The 16,384-nt window shown below is 68.2% G+C and carries 16 protein-coding genes; 6 read left to right on the top strand and 10 right to left on the bottom strand.

The genetic code is table 11. The features are described 5' to 3' along the window. Positions 1-99 precede the first annotated feature (99 nt). Entirely contained in the window at positions 100-1,596 is a 1,497-nt protein-coding gene (locus M5C96_RS13025) for a methyl-accepting chemotaxis protein (RefSeq protein WP_272569509.1), read from the top strand. A gap of 64 nt (positions 1,597-1,660) precedes the next feature. Here the strand turns inward: M5C96_RS13025 and rsxB are convergent, their stop codons facing one another. From rsxB to M5C96_RS13000, 5 genes are all read right to left on the bottom strand, one after another. Then, the gene (rsxB, locus tag M5C96_RS13020; RefSeq protein WP_272569508.1) at positions 1,661-2,335 is read right to left on the bottom strand and encodes an electron transport complex subunit RsxB; all 675 of its coding nucleotides are present in this window, start codon (positions 2,333-2,335) and stop codon (positions 1,661-1,663) included. Continuing rightward, positions 2,332-3,759: a polyhydroxyalkanoate depolymerase gene (locus tag M5C96_RS13015; protein ID WP_272569507.1), complete on the bottom strand. Its 1,428-nt coding sequence runs from the start codon at positions 3,757-3,759 to the stop codon at positions 2,332-2,334. Before M5C96_RS13015 ends, rsxB begins: the two co-directional genes overlap by 4 nt. A gap of 214 nt (positions 3,760-3,973) precedes the next feature. Then, positions 3,974-5,044 carry a GTP pyrophosphokinase gene (locus M5C96_RS13010; RefSeq protein ID WP_272569506.1) on the bottom strand — a complete coding sequence of 357 codons (1,071 nt, stop codon included), beginning with the start codon at positions 5,042-5,044 and terminating at the stop codon, positions 3,974-3,976. Between the two features lie 126 nt (positions 5,045-5,170). Further along, on the bottom strand, positions 5,171-6,166 hold the full coding sequence (gene dusA, locus M5C96_RS13005; protein ID WP_272569706.1) for a tRNA dihydrouridine(20/20a) synthase DusA: 996 nt from the start codon (positions 6,164-6,166) through the stop codon (positions 5,171-5,173). Between the two features lie 208 nt (positions 6,167-6,374). After that, a complete protein-coding gene (locus M5C96_RS13000; RefSeq protein ID WP_272569505.1) occupies positions 6,375-6,827 on the bottom strand; it encodes an Lrp/AsnC family transcriptional regulator in 453 nt (150 codons plus the stop codon). A 162-nt stretch (positions 6,828-6,989) separates the two neighbouring features. On the opposite strand from M5C96_RS13000, the gene M5C96_RS12995 reads away from it, so the two are divergent. Further along, entirely contained in the window at positions 6,990-8,111 is a 1,122-nt protein-coding gene (locus M5C96_RS12995; RefSeq protein ID WP_272569504.1) for a saccharopine dehydrogenase family protein, read from the top strand. A gap of 381 nt (positions 8,112-8,492) precedes the next feature. Continuing rightward, positions 8,493-8,729 carry a hypothetical protein gene (locus M5C96_RS12990; protein WP_272569502.1) on the top strand — a complete coding sequence of 79 codons (237 nt, stop codon included), beginning with the start codon at positions 8,493-8,495 and terminating at the stop codon, positions 8,727-8,729. Here the strand turns inward: M5C96_RS12990 and M5C96_RS12985 are convergent. Continuing rightward, positions 8,726-9,820: an IS630 family transposase gene (locus M5C96_RS12985; RefSeq protein ID WP_272563777.1), complete on the bottom strand. Its 1,095-nt coding sequence runs from the start codon at positions 9,818-9,820 to the stop codon at positions 8,726-8,728. The two genes, M5C96_RS12990 and M5C96_RS12985, sit on opposite strands and share 4 nt — an antisense overlap. A 127-nt stretch (positions 9,821-9,947) precedes the next feature. Between M5C96_RS12985 and M5C96_RS12980 the strand changes: the two genes are divergently transcribed. Then, the gene (locus tag M5C96_RS12980; protein ID WP_272569499.1) at positions 9,948-10,682 is read left to right on the top strand and encodes a lipase family protein; all 735 of its coding nucleotides are present in this window, start codon (positions 9,948-9,950) and stop codon (positions 10,680-10,682) included. Here M5C96_RS12980 and M5C96_RS12975 read toward each other — a convergent pair. The 4 genes from M5C96_RS12975 to M5C96_RS12960 all read right to left on the bottom strand — a co-directional run bounded on the left by M5C96_RS12975 (position 10,679) and on the right by M5C96_RS12960 (position 13,543). Next, positions 10,679-11,635 carry a sensor domain-containing diguanylate cyclase gene (locus M5C96_RS12975; protein ID WP_272569498.1) on the bottom strand — a complete coding sequence of 319 codons (957 nt, stop codon included), beginning with the start codon at positions 11,633-11,635 and terminating at the stop codon, positions 10,679-10,681. The genes M5C96_RS12980 and M5C96_RS12975 overlap by 4 nt on opposite strands. Continuing rightward, positions 11,605-12,057, bottom strand: coding sequence for a PAS domain S-box protein (locus M5C96_RS12970; RefSeq protein WP_272569497.1), 453 nt, complete (start codon positions 12,055-12,057; stop codon positions 11,605-11,607). Before M5C96_RS12970 ends, M5C96_RS12975 begins: the two co-directional genes overlap by 31 nt. Continuing rightward, a complete protein-coding gene (locus M5C96_RS12965; RefSeq protein ID WP_272569496.1) occupies positions 12,054-12,746 on the bottom strand; it encodes an MHYT domain-containing protein in 693 nt (230 codons plus the stop codon). The genes M5C96_RS12970 and M5C96_RS12965 overlap by 4 nt, the downstream gene beginning before the upstream one ends. A gap of 161 nt (positions 12,747-12,907) precedes the next feature. After that, positions 12,908-13,543 (bottom strand): GntR family transcriptional regulator, encoded by a 636-nt coding sequence (locus M5C96_RS12960; protein ID WP_272569495.1) that lies wholly within the window; start codon positions 13,541-13,543, stop codon positions 12,908-12,910. Between the two features lie 124 nt (positions 13,544-13,667). Here M5C96_RS12960 and scpA point away from each other — a divergent pair, with 124 nt between their 5' ends. Both scpA and M5C96_RS12950 read left to right on the top strand, forming a co-directional pair. After that, positions 13,668-15,833 (top strand): methylmalonyl-CoA mutase, encoded by a 2,166-nt coding sequence (scpA, locus tag M5C96_RS12955; protein ID WP_272569494.1) that lies wholly within the window; start codon positions 13,668-13,670, stop codon positions 15,831-15,833. A gap of 61 nt (positions 15,834-15,894) precedes the next feature. After that, on the top strand, positions 15,895-16,359 hold the full coding sequence (locus M5C96_RS12950) for a GNAT family N-acetyltransferase (protein WP_336297899.1): 465 nt from the start codon (positions 15,895-15,897) through the stop codon (positions 16,357-16,359). Positions 16,360-16,384 lie beyond the last annotated feature (25 nt).

Here is a 16,384-nt window from a genome sequence, read left to right as displayed (position 1 = left end):
CGTCGCCGTAAGCACCGTTTCGCGCTTGGCGTGTGTCAATCGTGCGTAAGTCGCAGCCTCTAGCATTCGCGCACTAAAAGCGCTTGGGGAGACATCGGAATGGGTTCATTTTCGCCAATGGGGCCGGGCGTGCGGCTGATGCGCCGCCTGGCGTTGCCCGCCAAGATGGCGCTGCTGTCGGGCACCGCGTTGGCATCGATGCTGGCCGTGGCGCTGGCCACACAGGGGCGGTGGTGGTGGTTCGCTGCCGGAAGCGTCCTGGTCGCCTACCTGGCGGCGGCGATGCACCGCGGCATGGCGGACGACCTCGCGGTGCTGGCCCATGCCATGGACAGCGCGGCGCGCGGCGACTTGGGGGCGCGGCCGCGCATCCCGGGGCAGGACGAAATGGCCCGACTGGGTGGCCTGCTGGAGCGCATGGTGCTCATGCTGTCGTCGATGGTGGCCGACATCCGCAGCAATGCCGCGCTGGTCGCCCATGCCGGCGAGAGCCTGGCCGCGGACAACCGGGCGCTGGCCGAGCGCACCGAGCAGCAGGCCGCCAATCTGGAGCAGACGGCCGCGAGCGTCGAACAACTGTCCTCCGCCGTGCAGCAGAACGCCGAAACCGCCCGCTCGGCGGACCAGCAGGCGGCCCAGGTGCGCACCTCGGCCGATGCGGGAGCGCAGGCCATGGGCCGGGCGGTGCAGTCGGTCGAGGACATTCAGCAGGGGGCGAGCCGCATGGCCGAGATCACGGCGGTGATCGACGGCATTGCCTTCCAGACCAACATCCTGGCGCTGAACGCGGCGGTGGAGGCGGCCCGCGCGGGTGAGCAGGGCCGGGGATTCGCCGTGGTGGCGTCGGAAGTGCGCTCGCTGGCCGGGCGATCGGGCGCGGCGGCGCGCGAGATCCGCGACCTCATCGGCGACTCCGTGCGCCAGGTGGAGACCAGCGCGCAGCTGATCCGGGCGGCGGGCTCGGGCATCGCCGAGATGGCGGGCGGCGTGCGCAGCGTGGCCTCCAACGTGAGCGAGATCTCGGCCTCCAGCGCCGAGCAGAGCACCGGCCTCAGCGAAATCAGCGCCGCCGTGCAGCAGCTCGACCAGATCACCCAGCGCAACGCCCAGATGGTGGGCCAGGCCGTGCACCAGGCCGAGGCGCTGGAACACCGGGCCTCCACGCTCTCGCGGGCGGTGATGTCGTTCCGCCTGCAGCAGGGCACGGCCGACGAGGCCAAGGCGCTGGTGGAGCGGGCTGCGGCCCTGGCGCGCACGGCGCCGCAGGCCAGCCTGCTGCGCACGCTGACGGACCCGGCCCAGCCTTTCCACGACCGGGACATGTATGTGTTCGCGCTGCGTCCGGACGGCACCTACCTGGCCTTCGGCGGCAATCCGGCCAAGGTCGGTTCCCGCGTGCAGGACATTCCCGGCATCGACGGTGCGGCGCTGATGGCGTCCATCGCGGGCCAGGCCGAGCAGGGGCCGGGGTGGGTGGAGTACAACATCACCAACCCGGCCACCGGCCGGGTGCAGACCAAGATGTCGTTCGTGTGCAAGGCCGGGGAGATCTACCTGGGCTGCGGCGTCTACAAGTCGCTCATCGCTGCGGCCTGATCCTGGTCGGGCGCTTCCACCCGCAGGAGAAAAGGGCGGCGAGCCAGCGTTGCCGGCGCTCGCGTCAGCCGGCGGAACGCCTGGCGCGGGCCCGGGCCATGGCGGCGGCGATGGCGGCCCGCTTGGCATCTCCGGGCGGCGCCGAGGATGAGGCCGCCCCTGCGTCGGCTGAGGCCGTAGCGGGCTCTGGGGTCGGCAGCAAGGCGGGTGCCGCCTGCGCGTCGCGGTCCAGCCGCCGCGTGCGGGCCGCGTAGCGGTCCCGGGCGTGTCCGGCCTGTGACGCGGACCAGGCGGTCCAGCCGGTCGCGCTGCCGCTGGCGTTTTCCAGCACGATGCAATCGACCGGGCACACGGGAATGCACAGTTCGCAGCCCGTGCAATGGTCCTCGATCACCGTGTGCATCTGCTTGTTGGCCCCCAGGATCGCGTCCGTGGGGCAGGCCTTGAGGCACAGCGTGCAGCCGATGCACCAGGCCTCGTCGATGAACGCCACGGCGCGTGGCCCTTCGGTGCCGTGTTCGGGCGACAGCGGCCGCACCGGCCGCTGCGTGAGGGCGGCCAGGCGTTCCACGCCCTCGGCGCCACCGGGCGGGCATTGGTTGATGCCGGCCTCGGCTGTGGCGACCGCCAGGGCATAGGCCGCGCAATCGGGGTAGCCGCAGCGGGTGCACTGCGTCTGCGGCAGCACCGCATCGATGCGCGCCGCGAGCGCGCGGACGGCGTCCGCGGCGGGGGTCAAGCCTTGCGGGGCGCGCGCTTGGCGCGCGGCGCACTGGCGGCGGCGGTGGCCGCGGCCTTCAGCCCGGCCGTGTCCGCGTGCACGGCCGCCGCAGCGCCGGTGCGGCGGCGCGGTGCGTCGTCGCTGGGCAGGGGCGTGGTGCCGGTGTCGGCCGCGTGGGCGGGCTCATGGGCCAGGATGAAGTCGCGCACCTGGGGGTACACCAGATCGCGCCAGCGGCGGCCACTGAAGATGCCGTAGTGGCCCGCGCCCTTCACTTCGTAGTGGCTGCGGTTCTTCTGGGCGATGCCGGTGCACAGGCTGTGCGCGGCCTCGGTCTGGCCGGAGCCGGAGATGTCGTCCAGCTCGCCTTCGACGGTGAGCAGCGCGGTGGTGTGGATGTCCTGCGGGCGCACGCGCTCGGGCTGCCCCTCGGGGGCGCGCACATCCCAGGTGCCGTGCACGAGGCTGTAGTCCTGGAAGACGGTCTTGATGGTCTCCAGGTAGTAGTCCGCATCCATGTCCAGCACGGCGTTGTATTCGTCGTAGAACTTGCGGTGGGCCTCGGCGCTGGCGTCGTCGCCCTTGATGAGGTCCTTGAAGTAGTCGTAGTGGCTGGTGGCGTGGCGGTCGGGGTTCATCGCCACGAAGCCCGTGTGCTGCAGGAAGCCGGGGTAAACGCGCCGGCCCGCGCCGGGGAAGCTGTCGGGCACGCGGTAGATCACGTTGTTCTCAAACCACTCGTAGCTGCGGTTCGTGGCCAGGTTGTTCACCGCGGTGGGGGATTTGCGTGCGTCGATGGGGCCGCCCATCATGGTCATGGACAGCGGCGTGGTCTCGCCGCGGCTGGCCATGAGCGACACGGCGGCCAGCACCGGCACCGTGGGCTGGCACACGCTGACCACGTGGCAGTTGCCGTAGCGCGACTGCAGGTGGCGGATGAACTCCTGCACGTAGTTCACATAGTCATCCAGATGGAAGGCGCCGTCGGCCAGCGGCACGAGGCGGGCATTCTTCCAGTCGGTGATGTAGACCTTGTGGCCCTGCAGCATGGTGCGCACGGTGTCGCGCAGCAGCGTGGCGTAGTGGCCCGACAACGGCGCCACGATCAGCACGGCGGGTTGCTGCTTGATGTGGGTGAGGGTGGCGGGGTCGTCCGAGAAGCGCTTGAAGCGGCGCAACTCGCAAAAGGGCTTGTCGATCTCCACCCGTTCGTGGATGGCGACATCCGTGCCCTGTACGCTGACGGTGTGGATGCCGAACACCGGCTTCTCGTAATCCTTGCCCAGGCGGTACAGCAGGTCGTAGCCCGCCGACATGCGCTGGGCGAAGACTGTCTGGCTGAAGGGCGACACTGGGTTGCTGTAGAGCTTGGACGCGGTCTGGGCAAAGTCCGCGAACGGCTCCATGAGCGAACGCTGGGTTTCGTAGATGTTGTAAAGCATTTGGCGCGAAACTCCGGATATGTTGCAGTGCAATATAGCAGTACAACGCAACCCCTGTATGGCGTGAAAGTACTGACAACGAGTCACCTATGCGACAAATGGAAACAATTGTCGCGTGACGGAAGGCTGTTTTTTTGCTATTAAAAATATAGCGCTATGCCCTAGTGATGATTGCGCTGAGGGCTGTTTTAGTGGTCGGTGCCGGAACGCGCCGTCAGGCCTGTTCTTTCAGCCACGCCTCGAACGCCTCGCGCGAACTGTTGCGCAGGGCCCGGCGGAACGTGGTGCGGTCGCCCAGGTAAAGGCAGTGGCGGATGACCGTGTAGGCGTTGAAGCTGCCCTGCGGGTTGTGGTCCTCGAAGTGCTGCTTGTAGCGTTTGACGGTGCCGATGGTGGCGCGCATCAGGGTGTTGAAGCGCGCGCGCGTGATGGTGGGTGACCACGCGCGGATGTCCTCCACGAACAAGTCCACCTTGTGCGGCTCGAAGTCCTGGTCCTTGAAGAAGTGGTTCGCGATCTTGAGGAACGTGAACGCATTGAGCTCGCTGCCCGGCGCCTGCGCCTGCTCGGCGGGGGCCGACTCCAGGTCGGTGCCCTCGTCGGGCTCGGCGGTTTCGTCGGGTGCCTGCCGCAGTTCGGCCTCGGTCGCGTCGCGGATCTGCAGGAACTCGCGGTCGGCCAGTTCGAACAGGGCCGACAGCACGTTGATGCGCCGCTTGAGCTGCCCGGGGATCGATTTCTTGTACTTGATCTTGTGGTCCAGCACGCTCCAGGAGTCCTGGATGATCGTTCGCACCTGCAACTCGAACGGCTGGTGGGCATAGGCCGCGTGTTCGGCCAGGGCCGCCTGGGTCGGCGTCAGCCGCAGGTCCAGGTGCAGGCCCTTGTAGCCGAAGGAGTCCTCGGTGCTCTCCACCGCCGTCACCTTGTCGGTCACGTCGATCACGTCGAAGTGCGATCGCACGGCCTGCGCCACCTTTTCCAGCTCGTCCTCGTACAGGCACACCACCCGCACGCCGATCAGGTCGGTGATGTAGGGGCGGATCTCGTAGGGGGTGTTGCTTTCTTCCAGCGCCGCGCGGTATTTGCGCGAGAACTTGTTCACGCATTCGCGGCGGTCCTTCACACGCCCCTCGACCTTGGTGATGTCCAGGTGGGGCGTACGCGAAAGGATGGCCTGCAGCAGCGCCATATAGGAGGCGCAGGCGTACTGCAGCGCAGGCAGTTCCTGGGCATAGGCGGCTTCGAAGCCTTTTTCTTCCCGGGAGAAATCGAGCGAGGGCATGGGCAAAAAGAAACAGTGCTTGAGGGCGATGGCCTCCAGGGCGGGCCACCGTCCAAGCCGCCATCGTAGTCCAACTGCATTGCCCGGGCCCGGTGCCCGGAACGGCGCCGGCCGTGCCGGCCGGATTTACCGTGTGGCCGCCAGTTCGGCCGAGGCGTCCAGGGCGGCCGGGGTGTCCGAAGGCGCGCCGCGCTGCGGCGCCTGCGCCAGGGCCATCACCTCGTGCGCGGGCAGGCCCTTCAACCGATGGTCGCTCCACACCTGCCGCCAGCGCCGCGCGCCCGGCAGGCCGTGGCGCAGCCCCAGCATGTGGCGGGCGATCGAATACCAGTGGGTGCCGTGCAGCGCCGCCTCGCGTGCCATGTAGTCCACCATGGCGGCCTCGACCGCCTCGCGCGTCAGGGCGTTGTCGGCGGCGCCGAAATAGAGCGCGTCCCAGCGCGCGAGCCACCAGGGGTTGTGGTACGCCTCGCGCCCCACCATGGCTCCATCGACCCGGCCCAGCGCATCGGACACGGCCTCGTCGGTGGCTAGGCCGCCGTTCAAGGCGATGGTGAGGTGCGGAAAATCCGCCTTCAGGCGTTGCACCACGTCGTACCGCAGCGGCGGAATCTCGCGGTTTTCCTTGGGCGACAGGCCCTTGAGCCAGGCGTTGCGCGCATGGACGATGAACACGTTGCAGCCCGCATCCGCCACGGTGCCGATGAAGTCGCGCACGAAGCCGTAGTCCTCGCTCTGGTCGATGCCGATGCGGTGCTTGACCGTGACCGGCACGTCCACCACATCGACCATGGCCTTCACGCCGTCGGCCACCAGTTGCGGCTCGTTCATCAGGCAGGCGCCGAAAGCGCCGCGCTGCACCCGCTCGCTGGGGCAGCCGCAGTTGAGGTTGATCTCGCCGTAACCCCACTGCGCACCCAGTCGCGCGGCCTGGGCCAGATCGGCCGGCTCGCTCCCGCCCAGTTGCAGGGCCACCGGGTGCTCCTCGGCGTTGAAGCGCAGGTGCCGCTCCACGTCGCCATGGATCAGCGCGCCAGTCGTCACCATCTCGGTGTAGAGCAGCGCATGGCGGCTCAGCAGGCGGTGCAGGTAGCGGCAGTGGCGGTCGGTCCAGTCCATCATGGGCGCGACGGACAGGCGCCAGGGACTGTAGGGAGCGGTGGACATGGGCACGGACAGAAAAAGCGGCAGGCAGGGGAGACAGGGCTGGGGGAAGGGCAGGGCGCATTATCCCATCGGACCGGGGAAGACGGATTCAAAGGGAAATGCGCCCATGCCGGCGGATTGATTGCCTGTGTTGCTATGCAATCAGGAGCAAGCGGCAGCGCCTTCAGTCGCCGGCGCCCCGCCGGTCGATCTTGCGGCTGAGCACGATGCTGGTCTGCGTCTGGTGCACGCCCTCCAACTGGCCGATGCGGTCGAGCAGCGCATCGAGCTGTTCATGGCTGGTGCAGCGCAGGAACACGAGGTAGTCGAACGCGCCGCTCACGGCCGAGACCTCTTCCACCTCCGGCAGCGCACCGAGCATGCGCAGCACCGCTGGCGAGGCTTTGGGCAGCACGCTCAGGCTGCACCAGGCGCGCACGGCCTGCGCCTGCAGCGGCGCGCCCAGCCGCACGCCGTAGCCGGCCACGATGCCTTCGCGCTCCAACCGGGCGATGCGCGCGACGACGGTGGTGCGCGCCAGGCCCAGGCGGCGGGCGAGCAGCGCGGTGCTTTCGCGCGCGTTGGCTTGCAGCAGGCTGAGCAGGCGACGATCGGTGTCGTCCATTTCGGTGGCCATGGCGGGTCCTTTGGAGCAGGGAGTGCGAATGCGTCAGACATTTTCGCCGATTCGGCGAATATTTTGAGAAAATGTGACGCTTTTCACGCTACACATCGACAGCATCGGCGCCTAGCATGGCTGCATTCATCCCTTCGTCAGAACCCCCTTGAGGAGACCGCCATGCCTTCCACCCCATCGACCCATCGCATCGCCATCCTGGGCGCGGGCCACATCGGTTTTGCCATGGCCGTGCTGTTGCAGGAGGTGGGCGAATACCGGATCACCGTGGCCGACCGGGATCCCGAGGCGCTGGCCCGGGCGGCGGCGCTGGGCGTCGGCACCGTGCTGCTGCAGGACGATGGCGCCCTGGAGGCGGCCGTCACGGGGCAGTTCGCCGTATTGAATGCGTTGCCGTTTCACCGCGCCGTGCCGGTGGCCACGCTGTGCGCCCGCCACGGGGTGCACTACTTCGACCTGACCGAAGACGTGCGCAGCACGCAGGCGATCAGAGCCCTGGCGCAGGACGCCCGCAGCGTGCTGATGCCGCAGTGCGGGCTGGCACCGGGCTTCATCGGCGTGGTGGGCAACGATCTGGCGCAGCGCTTCGACACGCTGCACGACCTGCGCATGCGCGTGGGCGCGTTGCCGCGCTACCCGCTGGGCGCGCTGCGCTACAACCTGACGTGGAGCACCGAAGGACTCATCAACGAATACTGCAACCCCTGCGAAGCCATCGTGGACGGCCAGCCCACCACCGTGGCGGCGCTGGACGGGCTGGAGACCTTCGCGCTCGACGGGGTGGAATACGAGGCTTTCAACACTTCGGGCGGGCTGGGCACCCTGCCCGAAACCTGGGCCGGCAGGGCCCGCCGCATGGACTACCAGTCGATCCGCTATCCGGGGCACTGCGCCATCCTGAAGCTGCTGCTGAACGACCTGCGCCTGCGCGACCGGCGCGATTTGCTCAAGGACATTTTCGAGGCCGCCATTCCGGCCACCGAGCAGGATGTGATCGTGGTCTTCGCCAGTGCATCGGGCCTGCGCGGCGGGCGGCTGGTGCAGGATGCCTACTCGGCACGCATCGTCGGCGCCACGGTGGGCGGGCATGCGCTGAATGCCATCCAGCTGACCACGGCTGCAAGCATCTGCGCAGCGCTGGATCTGGTGGTGCAGGGGCGGCTGCCGCAGTCGGGGTTCATCCGGCAGGAGCAGATCGCGCTCGGGGATTTCCTGGGCAATCGCTTCGGCCGGGCCTATCGCGATCACGCGCTGGCGCAGGCGGAAGGGGTGGCTGCCGCCTGAACCGGGGCGAAGATGGACCGGGCACGGGGAGGGCTGCGCGGTTCGCGGGACGGCATCTCGGTTCGCCCACGGTCGCGCCGGACCGCGGCGTGCGCAGTGCAATACCGGCCTCGGTTTCCACCCCCATTCCATGCGCCGGTGCCAGGGTCTGCGCCCAGCCCTCGCCCGCGTGCATCACCCGCGCACCTCTGATCGATGACCACGGCATTTTTCCGACAGCCCCTTCCAGCGACGGCACCGCCGCATTCGGCGGGCGCGCCCAGCCGGCCAGGCCATCCGGCCGGTGTCCCGGTGCGCGTCCCGATGCGGCACAGCACGGCAGGGCCGTTGCACGGGTTGGCCGTTCAACGGCCGCCGCGCCTCTGTCCGGGCTCCGCGCCGATGCGGGCCCGTCCGGCGGCCCCGGTGGCCGTCGACATGGCTTCGGTGGACATCGCCGAGGCCCTTTGGGCGGTCGATCTGCCGCAGGCCGGCCGTGCCCGTGGCCTGCCGTCCAGGACCAGGCAGGCCTTGCAGCGGGCCGTGCTGGAGGGCATGCGGGATTTCGCGGGGCAGGCGTACACCGTGGATTTCGACGAGATCACCGGCCGTGGCGGCATGCGTTTCGCGGCCGACTAGTGTCCTGTCCCGTTAATTCGCCCGCATAGTCTGGCGAGTTTTTCGAGGATGGAGTCTGCTGTAGCTGTCCAAGTAAACGGCTGGCAGGACTGGTTGTAATTCGCGATGAATGTGTCGATCTTGTTGATCAGATCCTTCACGCTGGTGAACGAGCCACGGCGGATTGCCCGCGTGGTGATGATCGAGAAGAAGCGCTCGACCTGATTGAGCCAGCTTGAATAGGTCGGAACGAAGTGCATGTGCCAGCGAGGCCGCTCGGCCAACCAAGCGCGCACCTTTGGATGCTTGTGGCTGGCGTAGTTATCAGCTATGCAGTGCACATCCAGTTCGTCGGGCACTGCCTTGTCGATGGCGCGCAGGAAGGCAAGGAACTCTTGATGACGATGCCGGGGCCGGCACTGCGCGATCACTTGGCCATTCATCACGTTCAGGGCCGCGAACAAGGTGGTGGTGCCGTGGCGCACGTAGTCGTGCGTGACACCTTCGACATAGCCAAACCCCATTGGCAGCATCGGCTGCGTACGCTCCAAAGCTTGGCATTGGCTCTTCTCGTCCACGCACAGCACCAGCGCGTTGTCAGGTGGGTTCAGGTACAGCCCCACAACGTCGCGCAGCTTCTCGATGAACAGCGGATCGGTCGACAGCTTGAAGCTGTCGGCCCGGTGCGGCTTGAGGTTGAAGGTCTGCAGATAGCGCGCCACCGTGCTCTTGCTGATGCCCGTATCGGCGGCCAGCGTGCGGGTGCTCCAGTGGGTACCCCCATCAGCAGGCTTGGTGTGCAACGTCTTGGTAATCAACTCAGCAACACGCTCGTCATCTACCGTGCGGGGGCGACCCGGGCGCAACTCGTCGTAAAGCCCTGCAATGCGATGGCGCGCATAGCGCCCGCGCCACTTGGTGACAGTGCTACGACTGATCCCCAGAGCCTGCGCAACCGCGGTGCTGGCTTTATCTGTGCCTTCGCAAGTCAGCACGATGCGCGCCCTGAGCGACAACGCCGCTGGCAGCGAACGTGATCGCGCCATGGACGTCAGTTCCGCGCGCTCCACTTCACTAAGCGCAATTTCTGTTCGGGTCGTTGCATTGGGCATGGCGGCACCTCAAGGATGGCCCGAAACCATGCAGCTATCGTGCCTGCGAATTAACGGGACAGGACACTAGTCCAGCGCGGCCACCAAATGCTGGGACCACCTGGAGCACCCGCAGGTCCTTGCCGTCGTGCTGGGGTTTGCCGGCACGCGCATGGAGGACCCCGACGATCTGATGTGCGACCTCAAGTCGCAGATTCCGCGGGCCCATGCCAACCCGCTGGCCGCGGGCTTGCCCGATCTGGGACGGGTGGGCAGCGGCTGGCAGGAACGGTGGCACGCCGAGGCGATGGCGCCGCGCGCCAACGGGCTGGATTTGGGCGGCCTGCTGATGCGTTATGCCGCGATGGCGCGGGACAGCGGCAAGACGCTGTCGGTCTCGGTGGTGGGCCACAGCCTGGGCGCGGCGGTGGCCACCCTGGCCAGCTTCGACATCGCGCATTTCCTGGACGCCAACGGCGCGCGCGGCAAGGTCAGTACCTATGCCTTCAACCCGCCACGCCTGGGGATGGAGGCCGTCGCGCAGCGCTACATCGCGCCGAAGACCGCAGGGGGCATGGCCTTCGCGCTGCGCCAGTTCACCCGGTCGCTGGACCCGATCCAGTCCATGCCGATGCTCATGCACCACCCGGGCTGGGTGGCGTCGCCACGGCCGGGGACCTACTCCGCCGCAGGCAATCCCCAGGTCGTCACCTACCAGGACCGCTGGGCGGACCGGATCAATCTGTCCGCCAACCACGAGCTGCCCCAGTGGCAGCCCGTGATCGCATCGGCCATGCATCCGTCGGACCTGGAGCACCTCTTCGACGCCGTGGCGCAACAGGTGCAGGCGCCGCCACCGCGGCCAGAGGCGCTCGGTACCTAGCGGCTGGGCCCATGCAGCGGCGCCTGCACCATGGGTTCGGCACCCGCGAACCGGCGGCAGTGGTTCTTGCCGTTCTGCTTGGCCTCGTACATGGCGTGGTCGGCCTGGCGCAGCAACAGGTCGGGGGTGTCGCCATCCAGCGGGTAGATGCTCAGCCCGATGCTGGCCGAGACGAATCCCTGGCCGCGCGGCAGCGGCACGGGCTGGTGCACGGCCTGCAGCACCCGCTCCAGCAGGGGCGCGCAGTCGTCGGGGGATTGCAGCCCGCCGATCAGCAGCACCATCTCGTCGCCGCCCAGGCGCGCCAGCGTGCCCTCGGCGCGCAGATGCGACTGGATGCGGCGGCCCACCTCGACGAGCAACTGGTCGCCCGCGGCATGGCCGTGCTGGTCGTTCACGCGCTTGAAGCCGTCGAGGTCGAGGTAGCACACGGCCAGCAGTTCGCGGTGCCGTTGCGCATGAGCGATCGCCAGCACCAGCCGGTCGGCGAGCAGGCGCCGGTTGGGCAGGCCGGTGAGGCTGTCGTACAGCGCGATGTGCTCCAGTTCCTGCTCGTGCGCCTTGATCTGGGTGATGTCGCTGATGACCACGATGTAGTGGTGCGGGTAGCCTTCGTCGCCCAGCACCGCCGCGATGGACACGCGCTGCGGCACGGCACCCTGCGGACTGCGCCCGAGCAGTTCCCCCTGCCAGTAGCCCTGGGCCTGCACCGCATGCCACACACCGGGAAAGTCGAGATGCGGGGCGGCGGCGTAGAGCGTCTGCACGTGGCGCCTGAGGACTTCGGTGCGGGACTCGCCCATCATCCGCTCGAACGCGGGATTGGCATCCACGATGAGGCGTTCGGCGTCGAGGATGAGCACCGCCTCGTAGCTGTGCGCGAACACGCTGGCGGCGATGCCCAGCCGCATCTCGGCCTCCTTCACGCCGCGCAGGTCGGTGACGAATCCCACGAACATCGGCCCCCGGGCGCATCGGCGCGGCCGATGGCCAGCCGCAGCGGGAAGGTGCTGCCGTCGCGGTGCAACCCCAGCACCTCGCGGCCCGTGCCGATGATGCGCGCCTCGCCGGTCTCCAGGTAGCGGCGCAGGTAGCCGTCGTGGGCAGCGCTGTCCGGCTGCGGCATGAGCATGCGGATGTTGCGGCCCAGCACGTCGGCGGGCGGCCAGCCGAAGATGCGCTCGGCCGAGCGGTTGTAGCTTTGCATCGTGCCTTCATGGTCGATGGTGATGATGCCGTCCACCGCCGTGTCCACCAGGGCGCGCAGGCGCGATTCGCTGCGTCGCACCTTGCGGTACATGTCGCGGTAGCGGATCAGTCCGTTGGACACGCCCGCGAAGATCCCCACGCCGGCCGTCACCAGCGCCACCGTCACCGCGAGCGCCTGCGTCCAGGCTGCAGTTCCGGGTCGGCCTGCCCGACGAAGCGGGCGGCCGCCATGGCGGTGTAGTGCATGCCTGAGATCGCCATGCCCATGATGCTGCCCGACAGCAGGGTGGCCTGCCAGTTGGACATGCCGCTGCGCTGGTGCACCGTGAAACGCACCCACAGCGCCAGCACGGCCAGGACGACCGCCACCACGATCGATGCGGCGAACCAGGCCGGGTCGTAGCGCAGGTCCGGTGCCATGCGCAGGGCTTCCATGCCGGCGTAGTGCATGGCGCCGATGCCCGCGCCCACGAGCAGTCCGCCCATGGCCAACTGCCGCCCGGTGACTTGCTGACGGACCAGCACGTTCAGCGCCACCCAGGACGCGGCCAGGCCCGGCAGCATCGACAGGAGGGTGATGCCCACGTCGTAGCGCACCGCCACGCACAGGGTGAAGGCCAGCATGCCGATGAAGTGCATGGCCCAGATGCCCGCCCCCAGCGCGACGGCGGAGGTGGCCAGGGCCATCGTGCGGTGCACCGGTTCGTGGGTCAGCCGGGCTTGCCCCGCCAGGTGCAGGGCAAGGGTCGACGTGGCCACGGCCACCGCCACAGACAGCAGCAACAGCCACGGATCGTGCTGCGCCACCAGCAGGTCGGCAGGTGACTCTCCCAACAAGAAAAACCGCTCCAGCATGCAAGCTCCTCCCGTGTGTCATCGGCCGTGGCCGTGAGGGATGGCTACCGCACGCGCGCGGTGCCATCGTTTATGGACAACGGGTGCATCATGAAGGCGATATCCCTGCGGGGCAAGCGCCGGGTGTCTCAGGGGACGCGGCCCGCAGGCCGCGGCACGGCTCAGGCGGCAGCCTGCAGCCCGTTGGAGAAGTGCTCGCGCATGGCGCAGGCGGCGGCCTGCGCGTCGTGTGCCTGCAGCGCGGCCAGCACCCGGCCGTGTTCGCGCAGCGATTCTTCGATGCGGCCCTGCTTGAGCAGCGAGTTGTGACGGTTGAGCTTCATCACCTTGCGCAGGTCGGCCACCATCTGGTTGCGCCAGCGGTTGTCGGCCAGCTCCAGCACCCGCATGTGAAAGCGTTCGTTCACCGCGAAGAAGCGCTCGCGGTCGTCCACGCTGGCGGCCAGTTCGCGGTGCAGTCCTTCCAGCTCGCGAAGCTGCTCGGCCGTGGCGCTGGCGGCGACCACGCCGGCCGCATCGCTTTCCAGCAGCGCGAGCAGGTGGTACACGTCGCGCAGGTCCTTGTCGGACACCTCGGTCACGTAGGCGCCGCGGCGCACCTTCATCGTGACCAGCCCTTCGGCCGCGAGCACCTTGAGGGCTTCGCGCAGGGGCGTGCGGCTGATGCCGAACTCCTCGGCGATGCGCAGTTCGTCGATCCAGCTGCCGGGCTGCAGTTCGCGCCGGAAGATGCGCTGGCGCAGTTGCTCCGCCACCTCTTCGTAGAGGGCGCGGGGGGTGAGGGTGGCGGCTGACATGGCGGGAATGTACCGCAGAAAAACTATAAATTAATAATTACAGATTGGGTTAGACTCGCTTCACTGTGCCAAATCGTTGCAGCGCCACCGCGCTTTTCTCGCCACCCGTGAAGCCTTCCCAGATATGAGCAGCAACACCCCATTCCCCTCTTTCGCTTCCGCAGACCTCGCCGCGTGGACCCGGGCCGCCGCCAAGTCGGCCCCCGGTGGCGATGTCGCGGCGCTGAACTGGGTGACGCCCGACGGCATCACGGTCAAGCCGCTCTATACGGCCGAGGACACGGCGAACCTGCCTTACGCCAACACGCTGCCGGGTTTCGAGCCCTACCTGCGCGGCCCGCAGGCCACGATGTACGCGGTGCGGCCCTGGACGATCCGCCAGTACGCCGGCTTTTCCACGGCCGAGGAATCCAACGCCTTCTACCGCAAGGCGCTGGCCGCCGGCGGACAGGGGGTGAGCGTGGCGTTCGACCTGGCCACGCACCGCGGCTACGACAGCGACCACCCGCGCGTCACGGGCGACGTGGGCAAGGCCGGCGTGGCGATCGATTCAGTGGAGGACATGAAGATCCTCTTCGACCAGATTCCGCTGGACAAGGTGAGCGTCTCCATGACGATGAACGGCGCCGTGCTGCCGGTGCTGGCCGGCTACGTGGTGGCCGCGGAAGAGCAGGGCGTGCGGCAGGACCAGCTGTCGGGAACCATTCAGAACGACATTCTGAAAGAGTTCATGGTGCGCAATACCTACATCTACCCGCCCAAGCCCTCGATGCGCATCATCGGCGACATCATCGGCTACACGGCGCGGAACATGCCGAAGTTCAATTCCATCTCCATCAGCGGCTACCACATGCAGGAGGCGGGCGCCAACCAGGCGCTGGAGCTGGCCTTCACCCTGGCCGACGGCAAGGAGTACGTGAAGACGGCCATCGCATCGGGGCTGGACGTGGACGAATTCGCCGGGCGCCTGTCGTTCTTCTGGGCGATCGGCATGAACTTCTACCTGGAGGTGGCCAAGATGCGCGCCGCGCGCCTGCTGTGGTGCCGCATCATGAAGGCCACCGGCGCCAAGAACCCCAAAAGCCTGATGCTGCGCACCCACTGCCAGACCAGCGGCTGGAGCCTGACCGAGCAGGACCCCTACAACAACGTGGTGCGTACCACCATCGAGGCCATGGCCGCGGTGTTCGGCGGCACGCAGAGCCTGCACACCAACGCGCTGGACGAGGCCATCGCGCTGCCCACCGAGTTCTCGGCCCGCATCGCCCGCAACACGCAGCTCATCATCCAGGAAGAGACCCACATCACCAACGTGATCGATCCCTGGGCCGGCAGCTACATGATGGAAAAGCTCACGCAGGACATGGCCGATGCTGCGTGGACCATCATCGAAGAGGTCGAAGCCATGGGCGGCATGACCCAGGCGGTGGACAGCGGCTGGGCCAAGCTCAAGATCGAGGCCGCGGCCGCCGAGAAGCAGGCGCGCATCGATTCCGGCAAGGACGTGATCGTGGGCGTCAACAAGTACAAGCTGCACAAGGAAGACCCGGTCGACATCCTGCAGATCGACAACGTGAAGGTGCGCGACGGGCAGATCGCGCGCCTGAAAGCCATCCGCGAAAAACGCGACGCCGCGCTGGTGCAGCAGGCGCTGGATGCGCTCACCGCCGCGGCGGAGAGCGGCGAAGGCAACCTGCTCGATCTGGCCATCCAGGCGATGCGCCTGCGCGCCACGGTGGGCGAGGTGTCCGACGCGCTGGAGAAGGTCTATGGCCGCCACCGCGCCGACACGCAGAAGGTGACGGGCGTGTATGCCGCCGCCTACGACTCGGCCGAAGGCTGGGAGCAGCTCAAGGCCGAGATCAACGAGTTCGCCGAGGCCGAAGGCCGCCGCCCGCGCGTGATGATCGCCAAGCTCGGCCAGGACGGGCACGACCGCGGCGCCAAGGTGGTGGCCACGGCCTTTGCCGACCTGGGGTTCGACGTGGACATGGGCCCGCTCTTCCAGACCCCCGAGGAATGCGCCCGCCAGGCCATCGAGAACGACGTGCACGCCGTGGGGGTCTCCACCCTGGCGGCGGGGCACAAGACGCTGGTGCCGGCCATCATCCAGTCGCTCAAGGACCAGGGCGCAGACGACATCATCGTCTTCGTGGGCGGCGTGATCCCGGTGCAGGACTACGACTTCCTCTACGAGGCGGGCGTCAAGGGCGTGTACGGTCCCGGCACGCCGATTCCGGCCAGCGCCAAGGACGTGCTGGAGCAGATCCGCAAGGCCTTCGCCGCATGACGACGGCGACCGTCGGCCGGGCGCCCGCGCGCATGGCATGGCGCCGCGTGGAGGTGCCGCATTGACCGCCCCCGCATTCACCTGGCATCCGGTGGCCGAAGCGGACTTCGAGCCCATGCTGGCGCTGCGCACTGCGGCCATGCGCGAGAGCCTGGAGCGTGTGGGCCGCTACACGCCGGAGCGCTCGCGCGAGCGGCTGCGCGCGGCTTTCACCCCCGAGCACATGCAGCACCTGGTCGCATCCGACGGGCGGCGCATGGGCTTCGTCACCGTGCTGCCCGAGGGCGACGGGGCGCTGCGGCTGCAGCACCTGTACCTGCACCCGGACTGGCAGGGCGCCGGCGTGGGCGCCGCCGTGCTGGCCCAGGTGCAGGACCGGGCGCGCCGCGAAGGCTCCGTGCTGCGCGTGACCGCGCTGCAGCGCAGCGATGCCAACCGCTTCTACCAGCGCCATGGCTTCGTGCAGACGGGCGAGGAAGACGTGGACGTGCACTACGAGTGGCGGCCCGAGGAGGGTGCCGAATGAGCGCGCCTCTGCCTTCGCCCGCTTC

The organism is Acidovorax sp. GBBC 1281, from assembly GCF_028473645.1.
GTDB lineage: Bacteria > Pseudomonadota > Gammaproteobacteria > Burkholderiales > Burkholderiaceae_C > Paracidovorax.
This window is presented reverse-complemented; position numbering and strand designations above follow the sequence as displayed.

Coding starts and splice junctions, on each gene's coding strand:
- M5C96_RS12985 (WP_272563777.1), bottom strand. CDS start 9,820: ATGCCCAATGCAACGACCCGAACAGAAATTGCGCTTAGTGAAGTGGAG.
- M5C96_RS12995 (WP_272569504.1), top strand. CDS start 6,990: ATGCCTTCCACCCCATCGACCCATCGCATCGCCATCCTGGGCGCGGGC.
- scpA (WP_272569494.1), top strand. CDS start 13,668: ATGAGCAGCAACACCCCATTCCCCTCTTTCGCTTCCGCAGACCTCGCC.
- M5C96_RS13025 (WP_272569509.1), top strand. CDS start 100: ATGGGTTCATTTTCGCCAATGGGGCCGGGCGTGCGGCTGATGCGCCGC.
- M5C96_RS13000 (WP_272569505.1), bottom strand. CDS start 6,827: ATGGCCACCGAAATGGACGACACCGATCGTCGCCTGCTCAGCCTGCTG.
- M5C96_RS13010 (WP_272569506.1), bottom strand. CDS start 5,044: ATGCCCTCGCTCGATTTCTCCCGGGAAGAAAAAGGCTTCGAAGCCGCC.
- M5C96_RS12960 (WP_272569495.1), bottom strand. CDS start 13,543: ATGTCAGCCGCCACCCTCACCCCCCGCGCCCTCTACGAAGAGGTGGCG.
- M5C96_RS13015 (WP_272569507.1), bottom strand. CDS start 3,759: ATGCTTTACAACATCTACGAAACCCAGCGTTCGCTCATGGAGCCGTTC.
- M5C96_RS12965 (WP_272569496.1), bottom strand. CDS start 12,746: ATGCTGGAGCGGTTTTTCTTGTTGGGAGAGTCACCTGCCGACCTGCTG.
- dusA (WP_272569706.1), bottom strand. CDS start 6,166: ATGATGGACTGGACCGACCGCCACTGCCGCTACCTGCACCGCCTGCTG.
- M5C96_RS12990 (WP_272569502.1), top strand. CDS start 8,493: ATGCGGGCCCGTCCGGCGGCCCCGGTGGCCGTCGACATGGCTTCGGTG.